Here is an 18,390-nt window from a genome sequence, read left to right as displayed (position 1 = left end):
ACGCGCCTGCCGAAGTCCATGTTTCGGTCAACCTTTAGACACTTGCCGCTGCGGCTGCTGCTGGTGGTGCCCTTCGTGCTGCAAGTCACAGCGGCTGTAGGGCTAACGGGGTGGGTATCGATTCGCCATGGTCAGCAGGCCGTCAATGATGTGGCCAGCCAGCTGCGGGACTCGGTGTCTCATCGCATTCAGTATCAGTTAGAGGATTTTGTGACCGTACCTCACCTGGTGAACCAGCTGAATCACGATGCGATGGTGCTGGGACAGTTGGACCCAGATGATCCAGATGCTCTCTTTCGCCATTTCTTGCAACAAGCTCACACCTTTGAGTCGGTGGCCTCAATCTTTTTTGGCCACGCCAATGGTGAGTTTATTGGCCACGGCTATCTGGGGAGCGATCAGCATCAGCACATGCGGGGAGGCCCATCCCTGGGAGGAGACATTCGGTTTACCGTGGTTGACCACGACGGCCAAGGCCTAGGGGTAACCAACGTCGCTCCAGGGTGGGTCACCCAGACGCGCCCTTGGTATCTGGCCGCAGAACAGGCTGGGCAGCCAGTGTGGGGCGAGATTTTCCCGTACCATGCGTTCCCCATGCTGGCGGTGCCCACCTCGATGCCGGTCTATGGTGAGAACAGAGAGCTGATCGGCGTGTTTGGCAACAACTTCTTTCTGCCGCAAATTAGTGATTTTCTGGCTGATATTCAGGTCAGCGATCGCGGTCAGGCTTACATTATCGAACGCTCAGGGCTATTGGTGGCTAGTTCCACCCTGCCTCAACCCTATGAGATCGTCGACGGCCAGCCCCGACGACTCTATTCCATCACCAGCCCTGATCCCTTGATTAAGGCCAGTAGTCAGTTTTTGATGCGCGCCTACGGCGGCATGTTTGAGGATGTTCACACCTCCACCCAGTTTGAGTTCCCTCTGGATGGCCAGCGGCAGTTTATGCAGGTGGTACCGTTTCAGGACCCGCAGGGGCTGGATTGGCTGATTGTGGTGGTGATGCCCGAGAGCGACTTTATGGCCCAAATTGAGGCCAACAAGCGCAATACCATTGCCCTGTGTGCGCTGGCACTGGCGGTGGCGATCGCATCGGGTTTGGTCACCAGCCGCTGGATTGTTGGCCCCATTCAAGCCTTTAGCCAAGCCTCCCAGGCGATCGCTCGCGGTGATCTGGATCAGCAAGTTAGCCATACGGGGCTAAAAGAACTAGAAGGGCTGGCCCTAGCATTTAACACCATGGCCGTCCGATTAGAGTCTTCGTTTAATGCTCTGAGAAGGTCTAAGGTCGAGCTAGAAATTGCCAATGCCGAAATTAACCAGCAGGCTGAGGTATTTCGGCTGATTGCTGAAAACATGAGTGATTTAGTGTGCTTGCACACTGCCACTGGCGAGTATGTTTATGTCAGCCCTTCGGCAGAATGGCTGCTGGGGTACCCCCCCAGGGCGCTGTTTGGGAAACACCCCTGCGAGCTGGTGCATCCTGCCGATCAATCACTCTGCCACCCAGAGCAATCGCCCCAGGTACTTGCTGGTGTCACCTCCGTTGTCACTTACCGCATGCGTCACCAGTTGGGTCACTACATTTGGGTGGAAACCTTTACCCGCCCCATTCTGGACGATAACGGTACCGTCCTCCAACTCCAAACCGCCGCTCGTGATGTCACAGAAACCATGCGTATGCGTCGCCAGCTAGAGCACGACGCCTTTCACGATAGCCTTACGGGGCTACCCAATCGCAAACTGCTAGAGCAACGGCTAGACCTGTCATTGCGCCGGACCTGGGCTCATCCTAGCTATCAGTTTGCGCTACTTTTTATTGATCTAGATCGATTCAAAGTGATCAACGACAGCCTGGGCCACCTGATTGGGGATGAACTGCTGATTGAAATGGCCAGCCGTTTGCAATCAGCAGTCCGCCCCAGCGATATGGTGGTGCGTCTGGGAGGGGATGAGTTTATCGTGTTGCTGGATGACATCTGCGATAAAGACGCAGCTATTCGGCACACTAAACGCATCTTGGCTGCCCTGCGCCAACCGTTGCAGCTCAGCAGCCACGAAATCTATATCACCGTTAGTATTGGCCTGGTGCTAGGTACTGCGGAGCACCAGGCGGCAGACGACTTAGTTCGCGATGCTGATATTGCCATGTATCGGGCCAAGGCCAACGGGCGCGACAACTTTGCCGTGTTCGATAGCAGCATGCATCAGCGGGCCATGGACCGCATGAGTTTAGAAACCGACCTGCGGCGGACCTTACTAGACAACCCCCAAAATTTCGAGGTCTATTATCAGCCGATTATAGACCTCCGAACCTTAGCCATCCAGGGGTTTGAAGCCCTGGTGCGGTGGCGTCACCCTCAGCGGGGCCTGGTGTCTCCGGCGGAGTTTATCCCGATCGCAGAGGAAACCGGGCTGATCGTCCCCCTCAGCCAGTCGTTGATGGCAGTGGCCTGCCACCAACTGAAGCAATGGCAAACGACGTTCCCCCAGGCCCAAAACCTAACCGTCAGCATCAACCTGTCTCCCTTGCAGTTGCACGATGTGGGGCTGCTAGAGGATGTGGATCGGATTCTGCAGACCACTGGCCTACCGCCTAAAAGTCTGGTGCTAGAAATTACCGAGGGCATGTTGATCGGCAATGTTGACGAGACTCTAGCTGTGCTGCAAGCGCTGCAAAAGCGCTCCATTGCCATCAGTATCGACGACTTTGGCACGGGCTATTCATCCCTGAGCTATCTGTACAAATTTCCCATCGACCATCTCAAAATTGACCGATCCTTTGTTAGCCAGATGCAGTCTAGCCCCCACCATCGCAAAATTGTTGCCACCATCGTTACCCTCGCTCACCAGCTAGGGTTTCAGGCGATCGCTGAAGGGATTGAAACCCAAGATCAGGTGAGCACCTTAAAAATGTTGCAGTGCGACTATGGCCAGGGCTACTGGTTTAGCCATCCCCAACCCGCCGCCGACATGGAGGTTTGGATCGGTAAAGCCTTGGCCCACTACCGACCAGGTTCTGTGGCCTAAGGTATCCTCAAACGCCAGCCGCTGTAGGGTGGGTTGCGCCAGCCCTGTTAAGGTGAAGCAGATTTAGGGGGGCGATCCCTCGCATTGGCCGCTGAGGCTCAGATAGGATTGCAGTTGCTCCGGTTGGGTGCATTGCATCAGTTTGGTCAGTAGATCTGGCTGGCTGAAAGCCTGGGCGACTTCCGCCAGTTGGGCCAGGTGCTCTGGGGTGGTGCCCCGGGCCGGGGTAAGCAGTAGGACCACGATATGGATGGGTTGCTCCGTGCGATCGCGCTCTATCCCCTGTGGGTGAACCCCGAGGCAGAGTCTTGGGCCTTTGAGTTTTTGCACCCGGGCATGGGAAATAATCACCCTAGGCAGCACCTCACTGGCATAACCCACATCGTCGAACGCCAGCGCTTTTAGAACAGGGCTATGGCGAGGGTCGTCGCAGTCAATCACCTGGCTGAGTAAGACATCCACGGTCTCCTCATAGGAGGAGGTAGTGAGATTGAGGATGACTCGCTCTGGGCTTAACAGCTGGCTGAGGAAAAGGGGCTGGGCTGCACCCAGGTAATGGGCGTCCTTTTCTGAGGGGTAAAGAACTAAAAAGCTAAGTTGCAAGTCAGCCAGCAGTTGGGGTAACCGTTCTAGGGTGCGATCGTAAGCAACCGTGCCCTCTCGGGCACTCACCAGGGCGATTAGATCTTGATCTGGGGATGCGGTTCTCAGAATTCCATGGGCGTCATCCCAGGTGGCCAGCGCTAAAAATTCGCTAGTCACGTCAATGGGCACTGCCTCAAAATGCTGACGATGGGAGACAGCGTCATCGCTGATGGCTAACCCCTTCAAGGCAGCCCCCAGTTGATCGGCCAGGTGTTTCAGCGATCGCACAGCCTCATAAAAGCCAGGATTGTGGTCAATGACTGGCGGCAGAATCACAACCAGGCGTTGAAAGGTATTCACTGAGTGGTCAAACTTGCAGACCCACACCTGCTGGGGAGATTGGTCTAACATTTGGTCAATCACAGAGCCAAAGATGCGCTGCTGAGCCGATCTGGCCCCATTCCAGCCAATCACAATATCGCTAATGCGACGTTCTGTGGCAGCTTCGACCATGCCAGAGGCAGGATTACGGGCCACCCGCGTCACCGGGTTAACCGGCACATCTAACTCCACAGCGTGAACAACCGCATGGGCTAGCAGGCGTTCGGCCGCAGCCACATTACTTTCCGTATCTTCTGCCTCAATGGCTTCGGAAATCACCGTCAAAGGATAGATCGCCTCCTCTGACTTATGGTCCCGCAGCAGAGCGGCCATATTCACCAGGGTCTCGCTTGTGGCTGGGTTGGCCAAGGGGACTAGAATGCGCTGGGGAGCTTGACGGGGTTCGTAATGTTGTTCGTCTTGTTCGCGGGCCACCTGACGACCAAAGCGATCGACCACCCAGGGTCCGAGGACACAGGTGGCAAAAATCATCAGCACAACGCCGTTCAAAACATCATCCCCAATGATGCCCAACTCGTAGCCCACCAGGGTAGCTGCCAGGGTAGCTGCCGCCTCACAAGTGGAGAGGCCAAAGATTACCCACCCCTCAGCAGGGGTGTATTGATAGAAGCGACGCGTTATGCTGGCCGCGATCAATTTTGTCACCACGTTGGTGGTCAACATGGCAATCATCACCACCCAGGCGGTAATACCACTGGCCAGCACTGACACGTCTACCAGAAGGCCGATAAAAATTAGAAAAAAGGGAATGATGAAGGCGTTGCCAAAGAACTGGATGCGGGTCATCAACCGGCTGCGTTCGGGAATCAGCCGATTCAGGGTTAGACCAACCAAAAACGCCCCCAAAATCGCCTCGGTGCCCACCGCCCGGGCCAGATAGGAGCCGATAAACACCACTGCCAGCACAAAGATAAACTCACTCTTACCGCCATCTTCCACATTGCGAAAGAACCAGCGGGCCAAAGGCGGTAGCAGATACAGCACCGCCGTCACGTAGATGGCCATGGCCAGGGCCAGCGACACCCAAAACAGGGTGGTCAGTTCCCCCTCAAAGGCACGGGCCACCACCACCAGCACCAGCAGGGCCACGGTGTCAGTGAGAATGGTGCCCCCCACGGTGGTGACCACCGCGTCGTTTTTCATGATGCCCAGGCGACTGATGATCGGGTAGGGCACCAGGGTGTGGGAGGCAAACATACTGGCAATTAAAATCGCTGCCAGCCAATCAAAACCTAGCAGGTAGTGGAAGATTAGCGTGCCCGCTAGCTGGGGAATGGTGAAGGTGATGACGCCAAACACAAAGCTGCGATCGCGGTTTTTGCGAAACTGGTTCATGTTGATCTCCAGCCCCGACAAAAACATGATGTAGAGCAATCCCACATTGCCCAGCAGCTCGATCGCCTGCCCCCGCTCCAGCACGTTGAGCATGCTGGTGCCCAGCACCACCCCCGCCACAATCGGGCCGATCAGCCCCGGTAGCTTAAACCGCTCAAACAGCAGCGGCGTCACCAAGATCACCACCATACACAGGCCAAAGATCAAGATTGGATCTTCTACCGGCAGCGGTAGGCCCAAGATCGACTCCATGCAAGACTCCTTATTTTCTGTAAGCCCTTAGTAAGCAGAGAAACGTAACTAACCAAATTCAAGTCCAGACCTGGAGTTCTGCCTGTGGGAAAACTCCAGATCCCGAGCTGGACTTGGTATAAACAATGTCATTTCGACCAGCGAGAGGAATCTTCGAACCCACATTTCAGAGCAACATTGATGCTCCAATCTGGTCAGACGTAGCCAATCAATTCAACTCCTGAGGCTAATCACCAAACTAACCACCAGTCTTGCCCGGAGGGTACTCTACTGGTGGTGAGCCGTCCCAGGGCACAACCACCGTCAGGCAGGAACTGTGATCCACCACGTGCTGGCTCACACTGCCTAAAATCAGTCGTCTTAAACCTTTTTTGCCGCTGTTGCCCACGACAATTACCTCGGCCTCCCAGAGGGTAGCCAGGTAACAAATCAGCGGACCTGGGTCACCGGTTTCGCAGATAAAATCTGCCCCTATCCCCTGGGCTACGGCCTGACTACGCAGTGTCTCTAGCCAGGACTTTGCGGCCTGGGTTCGGGCCAAATGCTCTTTTTCACCAGCGTCCAACACTTTAGATTGAGGGTGTAGCCCCACCCCAGCGTCCATCATGGAACCCAGATTTCTGTAAATGTCTAAACTTAGGCAGTGAACCAGTCTAAGGTGACTTTGGTTCGGTACCGCCAGGCTTAAGCCATGGTTGAAGACCACCTCATCTTTTGTCGGATCATCAACGGCTACGAGAATTTTTTTAAAGCCCATGACCATCTCCTCCTATTAGGGCAAGCCCAGAACAGAACAGGAAATTTGAGGGGCTAGCTGTTCTACTAACCTATGGCTTTTACTGCGGCATCCCAACAGCAAAACAGCGGCATCCATCTCGTCAGCTATCTGGCTTAATTGGGTCGCCACCTGACCAATGCGCAGGTGGGCGTTCAGCGATCCCCGCCACTCACTAGCCAGACAACGAGCCTGCCACAGAACGCGATCGGCATTGGCAATGGTTTCATGGCAGGTTTGATCGACCACGTAAACCACATGCACGACCACTGGATTGGGCTTGACCAAGCGGGTCTGATGGGCCATGCAGAGGGCCAGATCTAGAGCAGCCTGGCTGTGTACAGAACCGCTGTAGCCGACAACAAAACCAATGTTTTTTTGATCCGAGTTAACACCTAAGGGAGGTAAGGATGGCTTAGACACCAACACTAGGCTCTGGGTCAGGCCGTCGCGACCTAAAGCGACTTCTAAACGCATAATCATCGGTTTTAACAACGCCTTGCCATCCCAGACAGACAAAGCCCTGTCAACACAAAATGACTGCCCTGGCTGGGCAGAGACGGAGGAGCGTGACTTAAGTTGCATAAAACCCTCCTAGAGGCTATGCATGGACAGCGAACAAGCCGTGTTAACACGACTCGAGACACTGAAACAGTCAGTCATTAAAAAATGATGATGGTTCAGTCTCCCCTCAATGCCGACGAGGTTAGCTGACGGGCTAGGACTGAGAGATGTCCTTTTCCGATTACCCTCTTGTGGGTATTCAGAACTCGGAAATACGCCCCTTTTTCGGTTCCCCCGCTCTAGTAGCACCAAAAGGTGCCGGTAGACTAGGCTGACTTGTTCTACTTATAAAGGGTAGATGCAGGTGATGAAAAATGTCAAGCTGAGGATTACATTACGTTGATCCAGGTATCAATAATTAACTTGAAACTTAACTTAAACCTATAGCCAGCGTGCATACAACTCTGTCAGGGCGGCGGCAATTTGAAGGAGTGATCCATTGAACTGCCGCCACCTTAGTGCCTGCCATGCACAGGCAAAGCCCTACTGACTTCTGCCTTTCTACATTAGTTGCAAGTTACGGCTGCGTCCATTTGAGCCCGAGCCGCCTAGAAACCCAGTTGCTTCCCTATGAGCCAGGGAGCTTACTCCCGAGTAGTTGTAGCTGGATCCTTCAATCGCTGATCGACCCATCGCTTAGCTTTGTAAATCGCCTCTGAACGGCTTACCACCCCAGGTACTGCCACAGCACTCCCCCAATCGTGATTTGCCCATACCGAAAACATGGGTAATCCGTCATGGTCACTCTGGTCTAAATCAAGTCGAAACCCTCGGTAGGTAAACGACAAGACAATATTGGGGTAATCGGGATCTGAAAAGATCATAGGAAAACATGGAAAACGGTAATATACCAAATCCAGCTTGAGCTCTGGAGTTTCCCCACAGGCAGAACTTTAGGTTTGGACTTGAAAGGGTGTATCCTCGTCTGGTTTTTTGCTTAATTCAGCAGGATACGCCCTTTCCTAATTTCTCTCCATACACCAGAAATGAGCATAGCTCGGCTAAAACTTAGGGTCCCGTAGGCTAGGTGAAACGCAGGGTCACCCACAGCAGTCAGCTTTGTTGGGTTCTGCTGGCGCGCCACCCAACCTACACATTTAGAATTGACAGACCACTAGCAAATCTACTTAAAAAAAGCGGGAGTGAATCGAAAATCACCCCCGTCATACGTCGCGGAGCACGACCATGAATGACCAGTGGATTAGGCGGCAGCTAAGTTCTGGGCAGCAAAGTCCCAGTTGACGACATTCTTAAGAAATGTATCAATGTAGTCAGGACGCTTATTCTGGTAGTCCAGGTAGTAGGCGTGTTCCCACACATCCATCGTTAATAAAGGAACTTGGCCAGCGGTAAGAGGGTTTTCGGCGTTCAGGGTTTTGGTTACCTTGAGGGTGCCGCCGTCTAATACTAACCAGGCCCAGCCACTACCAAACTGGGTAGCCCCAGCCGACTTAAACGCTTCTACAAACTGATCAAAACTGCCAAAGTCAGCGTCAATTTTTTGGGCCAAATCCCCAGAGGGGGTACCACCACCACCGGGCTTCATGGAGTTCCAGTAAAAGGTGTGATTCCAAGCCTGAGCTGCATTGTTAAACAAGCCTTGCTTGCTGCTATCCCCTGCGATCGCTTTGATCACATCTTCAATCGGTTTGCTATCGTGATCGGTACCTTGAACCGCATCGTTGTACTTGCTTACATAGGATGCATGGTGCTTATCGTGGTGAAACTCTAGAGTTGCCTTAGAAATATAGGGCTCCAGGGCATCATAGCCGTAGGGAAGGGGAGGTAATGTGTAAGCCATGGGCTCCTCAATTAAGTTTTGCAACAGCCTCATCATAAGGGCTGCCTGCCATCCATTTCTATGCCTATGGGGAGGAGGGGGATAAGACTGCCAGCCCAAGAGTGACTAGCAGTCCAGAGAGCAAATGACTCTGACTACATACAGTTCACATCCGCATCTAGTTGAGCCCGGGCGGATTGAATGTTTGCCAGGCTAGCAGTAACGTCATTTGCGGCTTCGCCGATAGTCTCACGCCCTGAAATGTTGTCAACGGTATTGTCAAATTCGTTGTAAGCGGCTTCTAGCTCCTCGGTACGGGCTTCTTGCACCTCTTCAGCAGAGCTCTGGACATCTCGGTAAGCGTTGGCGACATTTTCACGGGCAGTGCGCAGTTCACTCACCTGGGAGCCTGCGTTTATTTGGGATAATTCGATCAGAGAAGTTTCCAACCGAACCAGATTGGTACATAACTCAGCTTCTGCCTCTTGGGCCGATGGGGGCCCCTGATCGCAGCCGAGTAACAGCAAAGGTAGCGCTAATCCTAGCCATATAACTTGTTTCATCGGCATGTCCTAACATGTAATTCACAACACAGTTAGCGCTGATAATAAAGAGAAAATATATGAAATTCGTAAATTCTGGGTCACTCAGAGGTTGTTTGAAACGCCAAAGAGCGTCTTGGGGCTGTCCAATGTTCGTTCTCTTGGTTATGCTCTAGCTAATTCATTGTCTTAGGAATGCTATGAATCAGAAGAATGTGCTGTCCACCCTTGGCTGCTCAGGCTCGTTGGCGCTAGCGTTAGCATTCGCTAGTCCTGTCTCTGCGACTCCGATAGCTCCAGCGGCAGCGGATCAGCTTCAATCGGAAGCGGCTGTCACGGTGACAACCCAGACGTCGGGCAGCGCCCTGCGAGATGCCTTGGGTTGTGGTTGTGCCACCTGCCAAACCAGCCAGCGGCAAACGCTACTTTAGCCGTCTGCCAAGCCAACGGTAACGGGTTAGTGGGGGTTCAAGGTGTACGGTTCAAGGTGTACGGTAGCCCCTGAACCCTAGGCTGTTAGCGCCGGGCACAATCAAGTTGGTCGAGGTCTAGATTCCCCAGCCTATGCGGTCAGTGAGGCAGCGGGCCTAGATTGCCCAAGGCTCGGTTTGACTAGGGCGGGGACAATGCGATCGCTCGCCAACCGACCCCCAAACAAGTTCCGCGCCACGGGTCCCAGTTGCAGGGCCGCCGCCCCGCCCATGATGAACAGGTTGCACCCTGGCCAGCGCAGGTGGTGATCTAGCACTGGCATCCCGTGGACGATCTCTATGGGATGGGTGGCCCGCACATCGGCCAGCAAGGGCCAGCGGTCTATGTTCATCTGGCTACCAGTGGCCAGCCAGATCCGATCAATGGGCAAATGGGCAATGCAGTCATGCTCGGCCTCAGCGCTGCAGTGAACCCGCCAGGCGTCTCCTTTCCACTCTGACCGCTGCACCTGACACTGCTCATAAAAGGTGAGCCGGCTCTGGCGTTCTAGCCGCCGCAGACGCAGCAGCATGGCTGGAGTTACCGAGCCGCCATTGCGGGCCTGCTGAATCATCTGCCAGCGCCGAAGCCAACTGGGTTCAGCCTGGAACCCCTTCAGGTACTTTGGCCCTAGCCAGCCCGGTTCGGCATCGAACAGCTTGGCATAAACCTGTCGCCGCGCCATCAGGATCACCTGGGCACCGCGCGCCGTCGCTCCCAGGGCCAGATGGCCGCTGGTCAGGCCACTGCCGACAATCAAAATTCGCTCCCCCGCCAGGGAGAGCCCGCGCAGGTCGATCTGGCTGGAGTGCCGTAGCCGCTGGCTGGGGTAAGTCTGGGGTATTTGCCGCGCCCAGTTTGGAATTTGGGGAGTGCCGCCTGCGATCGCCAGCACCACCCGCCGAGCCAAAAGCTGCCGACCATCCGCTAAACTGAGCCGAAACCGCTGCCGACCCAAAACCTGACACAGCTCCAGGTGCTGCACCGTCCCCGCCAGCACCCGATCCGCCAAATTCCACCGCTGAATCACTGAATCACAAAAGTCGTGAAACAGCGCTGTACTGGGCAGGGCATAGGGGGGAAACAGCTCGTCGGGACGACCTTCAGCAAAGGTGCGCAGAGCGTGGGGGTTGGGGTCGGGATGATGGACCGCAGGCGATCGCAGGTGGGGAATCTCCAGTGCCCTAAACTGGTGGTGCCACTGGTGCAGCCATTCCCCCGCCGGGTCAATCACCACAAAGCGGTTCCGCATGGCAGCCTTCTTTTGCAGCAGGTGGGTGACTAGGGTGAGAGCCTGGGGGCCAGCGCCGATGATGGCAATATCGGTGGAGGGGGACATGGGGAGTGGGTGGGTAGGCGGGTGGATGGGTAGATGGGTAGGGGGTGGATGGGTGGGTAGGGGCAGACCCAAGTGTCTGCCCTTGCGAGGAATAGCGGCGCAATGGGTGGGCTGACGGGAGATGGGCTTGCGGTTGGCGGCAAAACCGTGAACCGTTATACCTTGCACCGTAGACCGCATACCCCTCCCATTCCGCCTACAATGATAATCATTGTCAAGTAAGTTTGGGCAGGGTTTTCGTATTTGAACTCGCATTGAAAAAGAGGGGTTGGCATGGCTGGGGCGCAGGAACTAGGGCGGGCTGAGGTTAAGCCTGAAACTGTCTACTATTCATGGCAGTGGCAGGGGAGGGCGGTGGCCATTGCCTACGACGGGCGGGGCGAGGGTCAATCGCTGCTGCTGTTGCCGGCGTTTAGCAGCATTTCCACCCGGGCTGAGTTGGATGGGCTGGCGGTGGAACTGGCTCAGTACTACCGGGTGATCACCCTGGACTGGCTGGGGTTTGGGGAGTCGGCGCGACCAGCCGGTTGCAGTCGGCCATCGATCTACCAGGCCATGCTCAAGGATTTTGTGCGGGATGTGGTGCCGGAGGTGGTTGGGGTGGTGGCCTGTGGCCACAGCGCGGGCTATGCCCTGGAACTGGCGGGGTCAGGGGAGTTGACGGGGTTAGAGGCGATCGCATTGGTAGCCCCCACCTGGCGCGGGCCATTGCCCACGGCCATGGGAGAACGGCGACGGGTCTATGCCCTGCTGCGATGGCTAGTGTGGTCGCCGCTGCTGGGTCAGGGGCTGTATGCGCTCAATGTCCACCCTGCCTTCCTGCGCTGGATGATGGGTCGCCATGTCTATAGCGATGCGGCGTTCATTACCCCAGAGCTGATGCAGGCTAAACACCAAACGACCCAGGCCACTGGTGCCCGATTTGCCTCTGCCGCCTTTGTCACCGGCGGCCTAGACCCGGTGCAGCAGCGCACCGACTGGCTGGATTTGGTTGAGAGGGTAACTGTGCCTAAGCTGGCGATCGCCGGACAGCAGACCCCACCCAAGTCTGGAGCCGAAATGGAAAGGCTGAGTGCTATAGCTGGGATGCAATGGGCCACCGTACCCGGTTCCCTAGGCATGGCAGAAGAATATCCTGAGCAGATTCTGGCGGTGCTGCTGCCATTTCTAAACCAGGCTTTGATGGCCTGAGAAATTTACATAACCATAACCTGACCATCACTTTGATTTAATGCTGCTTCGCCCTCAACTTCAGAGCGTTGAGCAAAGTTGTGTTTCCCATAACCGGCTGCGCCAAGGTAGAGTAACGCGTTCCGGCTCCCCTTCCTCCCGCCCTGGGAGGAAGGGGCTGGGGGATGGAGGGAAAGCCCTGCCCACAAGGGTCTCAGGACCTATGTGTACTTAGTAGGTTCTGGGAGGAAGGGGCTGGGGGAGGTAGAGCTTGCGCTTCCCGTTCGCGAAGCGTTCCGCAGAAAAGGGTAGGCGAATTTGCATAACTAGGATGCACCCGCCTAGACAGGCTTAAGCACATTTTTGATGTGAGTAGACCTGCCCATTTATCACCTTTGAAGGGTTGACAGAATAGGTGTTCTTATGAAAAAGGGTTTGGGTTTGTTTGAGCTAGGGCACAACTCAATCTCAGCTTAATATTTCTCCTTTTGTGCGATCGCCCTGGTCACGGGCATTTCAGGCCTTTGCTCTGACAAATCCAGAAAAATTATCAAATATCCTGCAACCGATTTCATCGCTTCTTCGTATTTAGGTAGTGTTCCCATTTCCAGTGGGCTTTCACAGCCTGAATTGTTTTCAAACGCTAAACAGAGGATTATGATGGCAAACTTTATCGCCTTAACGGACAACAATACGTTGCTGTCCTTTGCCTCTAGCAATCTTGAAGAGGTGACATCGACTACGGTTACGGGCATAGAAGGGACGCTGATCGGCATCGACACGCGCCCGGCCGACGGCAAACTCTATGGTCTAACCACCGCCAATAAGCTCTACACCCTAGACCCCAACGGTTTTGGTACGGGCAGCTTTATGGGCGACTTTACCCTCGATCACCACGAAGAGCGGCAGCTGCTGCACGACGCGCTCTATATCAATCTGCACACGACTGAGTTTGGCGGTGGGGAACTGCGGGGGCAAATTGAGGTCGAACTTGAAAATGATATCGTGGCCTTTGGTCTACCGATTGATGGCTCCCAAGAAGTTGGGGATATGACACCCCCAGACGATGCCCCAGCCATGGGCACGTTCAATGTCATCTACGACGATGCCACCAACACCCTGCGGGTTACCGGCACCTTTATGGATCTAACCAGCGAGCTACTGCCCGTCGGGGATGTAGATGCCGAGGGCAATCCCCAGAGCGCCATTCACCTGCACCAGGGCGCAGTGGGGGAAAATGGCCCAATTCTGCGTAACTTGACCGTGAACGACGACGGCAGCTTCGAAGGCACCTTTACCCTGACCGATGCCGAAGAAGCGCTGCTGCTCGACCAGGCCCTGTACGTCAACATTCACACCGATGAATTTGGAGCTGGGGAACTGCGGGGACAGCTAGCAGTTGAGGTCGAGAACGACGTGGTGGTGCTGGGCGTACCCATCGAAGAGGCCCAAGAAGTTGGCGATATGACGCCCCCCGTTGGCCCCGCCATGGGCATGTTTGACGTGATTTACGACAACTCCACCAATCGCCTGCTGATCGACGGCGAGTTTACCGACATCACCAGTCCGCTGCTACCTGTAGGGGCCGTCGATGCGGAGGGCAACCCCCAAAGTGCCGTGCACCTGCACCAGGGACGCGCTGGCGAAAATGGCCCGATTATCCGCAACTTGGCCGCTATGGACGAGGTGGCCACCCTGGTTAGCACCCTATCCGAACCCTTTGGCGGCGGTGTGGTCTCTGGGTTTGATTTCAACCCAGTGCCCGATCGCCTGCGTCTGGTGGGCGACAATGACCAAAACTTCCGGATCAATGTGGATACGGGCGAGGTGATTGTCGATGGCGACCTGGCCTTTGTCGAGGGTGACGTTAACTTCGGCGTTAATCCCAACATTACGGCCTCGGCTTACACCAACTCCTTCGATGGCGCTACCAGCACCCAGCTGTTCAACATCGACACCCTGCTAAATACCCTGGTGCTGCAAAACCCACCCAATGATGGCGGCCTGGTCACCATTGGTGAGTTGGGGGTCAACTTTGGTATCGTTGGCGGCTTTGACATTGTGTCCTCGGCAGAAGGTGAAAATATGGGCTTTGCTGCTGCCGATGGCATGCTGTATTCCATCGATTTAGACACTGGTGCCGCCACCAACCTGGGCATGATTGGCGATGGTTCTGTCATGAACCTGCTCGGCTTTGCCGCCGTGGGTGAGGATTTGGTGATCGATATGCCTGATATAGGAATGGATCATCATCACCCGATGGATGACGCCATGATGGATGACGCCATGATGGGGGTTAATTTGGGCGATATTTTAGGCGATTTAGTGACTCAGTTTGGTCAGACTAACACTCTGCTAGGAGACTTAGTTATGTCGTTGAACCAGACCAACACTCTGTTTAACCAGCTAATTGACAGTGCAACTATGCTTGACCTGTCTACTTTAGATCAAAGCCTGCTCCAGCCCATGGGACTATCTATGGCTAGCAATCCCAGCTTTGATAGCTTGATGTCAGGGACTGATGGGATGGCTGTCATGGATGTCTTGCAAGCGCAGATGGCGGAGGCTAATGCTGGGGCCATGGTTGTATAGGTCCTAGGCCATCGGGGAACGGCCAACCTACCCTAACGATTCCCCTACATCCCCAAGGCTGGGGATGTAGGGGGCAGCCATCCCTGTCAAGGTGAGCTTTGACCTGAGTAGGGTGCATTAGCGGCTTACCAGATCGCACAAAGCCTCCCAGACCCTACCTTTGGGCCGCAATGCACCGCTTACGATACCGGGTATCTCTACTCCTAGATGGGGTGCATTCACAGGAGTGAGAACAGTGAACTTAGCGAATATTCTCGGTTTTCTAGCCGTGATCGGCTACCTGGCTACGCTGCTACCCAGCATTTTGAGAGTTGTTTTTCCCCGGGTGCGGCGAAACGTTTTGGTGATCTGGCTAACTAAGCACCGGCGGCTGGTGGGCGTCAGCGCCTTTGGTTTAGGGCTCACCCATGGCATGCTGCTGATTCGGCAGCAAGGGCTTGATCTAGTCAGCCTCAGCACCTATAGGAACTACTTTACCGGCTTCGCCATGCTGTTGATTTTGACGGTTTTATCCGTCACCTCCTTGGATTGGATGCGCCGCAAACTCAAGCGTTTCTGGGTCAAGCTTCATCGCTTAACCTATGGCCTCATGGTGCTCATTCCCTGGCATATTTATCAGACCATGGCAGGAAATTTCAGCCCAATCACCCATGCGGCCCTTTGGGGTACAGGTACCGTCACTATTCTATTTCTAAGACGAAAGCAGCTGGAATGGAATCGGCCCTCGAAAGCTAAACCAGTTGAGGCTGTTGAGCCAGAATCAGTATCAACCACTGCCGACTAGCACTGGCTGATGACAGAGGGCAACTTGTGGTGAGCGTTCAGATTGTGCTGTAATGCCCCCCGAGCCCTAATGTGCTGTAATGCCCCCCGAGCCCTAAGTTTAATGATAATTATCATTGTATACATAAGTCTTGTTTGACCTTAGCTCCTCCGCTTTGGCCCCCTTTCCTGGTATACCCGTAAGGCTATAAGCCCCCCTCGCGCAGCGTGCCCAGAGGGCATATTTCTGGGGGACTTTGAAGTCTGATCCCCCCCGAAATCGGGGGGCTAGGGGGGCCAAAATCGGCAAGTTAGGACGGTTTATGAGATGTGTGTGCACCGTAGGGATTTAGGGAGGGGGTTGCAAAAGTGGGATGCACCCAGTGCTTTAACGTACTGGGTTGGTTGGTCGATGGCTCAGTTCGCAGCCCGATATTGAAATGGATGCGAAAAATGAGAGGCTACAGTTGTTTGACGATATTGAGGAGTTGTTCTGTGCTTAATTTTCATCAGCTGATTAGCCTAGCCCAGGGATTTACCCATTCTCTGTGGCTTGCCCTGCCCCTAAGCTTTTTGGGGCTGATACCGATGTCTACGGTGCTAGCCTGCACCCGTGCCGTTTACTTGGGGCCAGATAACCTGGTGATTACAGGACGCAGTATGGACTGGGTCAATGATATGGAATCTAACCTGTGGGCATTTCCGAGCGGTATGGAGCGCCACGGGGCCGCTGGCCCTGGCTCTATAGAGTGGACCTCGCAATACGGCAGTGTCGGCACTGGCGTCTGGGATATTGGCATCGCCGACGGCATGAACGAGAAAGGCTTAGTGGCCAACATGCTCTATCTCACTGAAAGCGTATATCCCACCCCTGCCCCGAATGATCCCCGGGCACCGCTGTCGCTAACCCTGTGGCCCCAGTACATGCTAGATAACTTTGCCACCGTTGCCGAAGCCGTTGAGGCGATGGAACAGGAGCCGTTCTACGTGATTCCGGTAGAATCGCCCGATGGCAGGGCGGGGACTGTACACCTATCGATTTCCGACGCCACTGGCGATTCGGCTATCTTTGAGTATGTGGACGGTGAACTGATGATTCACCACAGCCGCGACTACCAGGTGATGACCAATTCACCGACCTTTGACCAGCAGCTTGCCCTAAATCAATATTGGGAGCAGATTGGCGGCTTAACCATGCTACCCGGTACAAATCGGGCAGCGGATCGGTTTGTGCGGGCGTCGTTTTATATCAATTCCATCCCACAAACGGCAGATCCTAAAGAAGCCGCTGCCAGCGTGTTTTCTGTAATTCGCAATGCCTCGGTGCCCTTGGGGTTTACAACGCCCGATCGCCCCGATATCTCGTCCACTATCTGGCGCACAGTTGCCGATCAAACCAACCGACGCTACTTTTTTGAGTCAACCCGCAGTCCTAATGTGTTTTGGGTCAACCTGGATGATTTAGATTTGTCTCCCGGAGCCCCAGTACGCAAACTCACCCTGACCGACGGCGCTGTGTTTGCCGGTAATACCGCCGACCAGTTTCAACCCAGCGAACCGCTGCAATTTTTAGAGGCGGCTCGTTGACCGAGACGGAGGGTATGCGGTGCAAGGGGAAAGGTGTACGGTGCAAGGTTTGCGGTGCAAGGTATGTCCCTGAACCTCAAACCGCAATACCCCACCTTATCCCCTCCCAGGAGGGGATAAGGTAGAACCGTAAACCGTACCCCCCTTCCCTCCTTTATAATCTGAAAATGATTATCATTCATAAGGCGAGGTGTGACCATGGTCGCTGCTATCCAGCATTCTGTTCCGGTTACGGTGCTAACAGGTTATCTTGGGGCGGGCAAGACCACGCTGCTGAATCGCATCCTCACCCACGAGCACGGCAAGAAGGTGGCGGTGATTGTCAACGAGTTTGGTGAGGTCGGTATCGACAACCAGCTGGTGATCGACGCCGACGAAGAAATCTTTGAGATGAACAACGGCTGCATCTGCTGCACCGTGCGCGGCGACCTGATCCGCATCATCGGCAATCTGATGAAGCGCCGCGACAAGTTTGACCACCTGGTGATCGAGACTACGGGGTTGGCCGACCCCGCCCCGGTAATCCAGACCTTTTTTGTGGATGACGAGGTGCAGACCCAGGCCAGCCTGGATGCCGTGGTGACCGTGGTAGATGCGGCCCACATCGTCCAGCACTGGGAGGCCGACGAAGCCCTAGAGCAGATTGCCTTTGCCGATGTGATTTTGCTCAACAAAATTGATCTGGTGACCGAAGCAGAGCTAAAAGCGCTGGAAGAGCGGATTCGGGGGATGAATGCGATCGCCAAAATCTACCGTACCCGCGACGCCCAGGTGGAAATGGATTCTATCCTTGGCGTCAGCGCCTTTGACCTGGGTAACGCCCTCCAGATCGATCCCGAATTTCTCAACGAAACCGCCCACGAACATGACGAAACCGTCGGCTCCATTGCCCTGGTGGAATCGGGTGAAGTCGATGGCGACAAGCTTAATCAATGGCTGGGGGCACTATTGCGCGATCGCGGCCCCGACATCTTCCGCATGAAAGGCATTCTCAACATCGCTGGCGAAGACTGTCGCTTTGTCTTCCAGGGTGTTCACATGCTGTTCGATGGCCGCCAAGACCGCCCCTGGCGCGCTGACGAAACCCGCAAGAACGAGCTGGTGTTTATCGGCCGAAATTTGGAAGAAATGGGGTTGAAGGAGTCGTTTAGGGAGTGTTTGGTGAGGTGAAGGAGTGGATGAGTGGATGAGTGGATGAGTG

General features: G+C 54.8%; 14 protein-coding genes and 1 riboswitch. Of the genes, 7 read left to right on the top strand and 7 right to left on the bottom strand.

The annotated features are described in order from the left end of the window. Positions 1-18 precede the first annotated feature (18 nt). Positions 19-3,033, top strand: coding sequence for an EAL domain-containing protein (locus E1H13_RS03100; RefSeq protein WP_169611939.1), 3,015 nt, complete (start codon positions 19-21; stop codon positions 3,031-3,033). 63 nt (positions 3,034-3,096) lie between these two features. Here the strand turns inward: E1H13_RS03100 and E1H13_RS03095 are convergent, their stop codons facing one another. From E1H13_RS03095 to E1H13_RS03070, 6 genes are all read right to left on the bottom strand, one after another. Then, positions 3,097-5,607 carry a cation:proton antiporter gene (locus E1H13_RS03095; protein ID WP_169611938.1) on the bottom strand — a complete coding sequence of 837 codons (2,511 nt, stop codon included), beginning with the start codon at positions 5,605-5,607 and terminating at the stop codon, positions 3,097-3,099. A 238-nt stretch (positions 5,608-5,845) separates the two neighbouring features. After that, a complete protein-coding gene (locus E1H13_RS03090; RefSeq protein WP_169611937.1) occupies positions 5,846-6,364 on the bottom strand; it encodes a universal stress protein in 519 nt (172 codons plus the stop codon). A 15-nt stretch (positions 6,365-6,379) separates the two neighbouring features. After that, positions 6,380-6,967: a universal stress protein gene (locus tag E1H13_RS03085; protein WP_240966376.1), complete on the bottom strand. Its 588-nt coding sequence runs from the start codon at positions 6,965-6,967 to the stop codon at positions 6,380-6,382. A 95-nt stretch (positions 6,968-7,062) separates the two neighbouring features. Next, positions 7,063-7,229: riboswitch (cyclic di-AMP (ydaO/yuaA leader) on the bottom strand. A 301-nt stretch (positions 7,230-7,530) separates the two neighbouring features. Beyond that, on the bottom strand, positions 7,531-7,770 hold the full coding sequence (locus E1H13_RS03080; RefSeq protein ID WP_169611936.1) for a hypothetical protein: 240 nt from the start codon (positions 7,768-7,770) through the stop codon (positions 7,531-7,533). Between the two features lie 377 nt (positions 7,771-8,147). Then, a complete protein-coding gene (locus tag E1H13_RS03075) occupies positions 8,148-8,747 on the bottom strand; it encodes a superoxide dismutase (protein ID WP_169611935.1) in 600 nt (199 codons plus the stop codon). A gap of 134 nt (positions 8,748-8,881) precedes the next feature. Beyond that, complete coding sequence (locus tag E1H13_RS03070; RefSeq protein WP_169611934.1) at positions 8,882-9,289, bottom strand: hypothetical protein; 408 nt, start codon at positions 9,287-9,289, stop codon at positions 8,882-8,884. 179 nt (positions 9,290-9,468) lie between these two features. Between E1H13_RS03070 and E1H13_RS03065 the strand changes: the two genes are divergently transcribed. Continuing rightward, a complete protein-coding gene (locus E1H13_RS03065) occupies positions 9,469-9,699 on the top strand; it encodes a hypothetical protein (RefSeq protein WP_169611933.1) in 231 nt (76 codons plus the stop codon). A gap of 131 nt (positions 9,700-9,830) precedes the next feature. Here E1H13_RS03065 and E1H13_RS03060 read toward each other — a convergent pair whose 3' ends face one another. Then, entirely contained in the window at positions 9,831-11,078 is a 1,248-nt protein-coding gene (locus tag E1H13_RS03060) for a SidA/IucD/PvdA family monooxygenase (protein WP_169612015.1), read from the bottom strand. A 273-nt stretch (positions 11,079-11,351) separates the two neighbouring features. Here E1H13_RS03060 and E1H13_RS03055 point away from each other — a divergent pair, with 273 nt between their 5' ends. The 5 genes from E1H13_RS03055 to E1H13_RS03035 all read left to right on the top strand — a co-directional run bounded on the left by E1H13_RS03055 (position 11,352) and on the right by E1H13_RS03035 (position 18,359). After that, entirely contained in the window at positions 11,352-12,269 is a 918-nt protein-coding gene (locus E1H13_RS03055; RefSeq protein WP_169611932.1) for an alpha/beta hydrolase, read from the top strand. Between the two features lie 639 nt (positions 12,270-12,908). Further along, complete coding sequence (locus tag E1H13_RS27155; protein WP_169611931.1) at positions 12,909-14,840, top strand: DUF4394 domain-containing protein; 1,932 nt, start codon at positions 12,909-12,911, stop codon at positions 14,838-14,840. Positions 14,841-15,075: 235 nt separating this feature from the next. Further along, positions 15,076-15,624, top strand: a complete 549-nt coding sequence (locus E1H13_RS03045) for a ferric reductase-like transmembrane domain-containing protein (RefSeq protein ID WP_169611930.1) — start codon at positions 15,076-15,078, stop codon at positions 15,622-15,624. A 566-nt stretch (positions 15,625-16,190) separates the two neighbouring features. Beyond that, entirely contained in the window at positions 16,191-17,189 is a 999-nt protein-coding gene (locus E1H13_RS03040) for a linear amide C-N hydrolase (RefSeq protein ID WP_206069974.1), read from the top strand. 198 nt (positions 17,190-17,387) lie between these two features. After that, a complete protein-coding gene (locus E1H13_RS03035; RefSeq protein WP_169611928.1) occupies positions 17,388-18,359 on the top strand; it encodes a GTP-binding protein in 972 nt (323 codons plus the stop codon). Positions 18,360-18,390: the final 31 nt, after the last annotated feature.

It is taken from the genome of Nodosilinea sp. P-1105 (assembly GCF_012911975.1).
Lineage (GTDB): Bacteria > Cyanobacteriota > Cyanobacteriia > Phormidesmidales > Phormidesmidaceae > Nodosilinea.
This window is presented reverse-complemented; position numbering and strand designations above follow the sequence as displayed.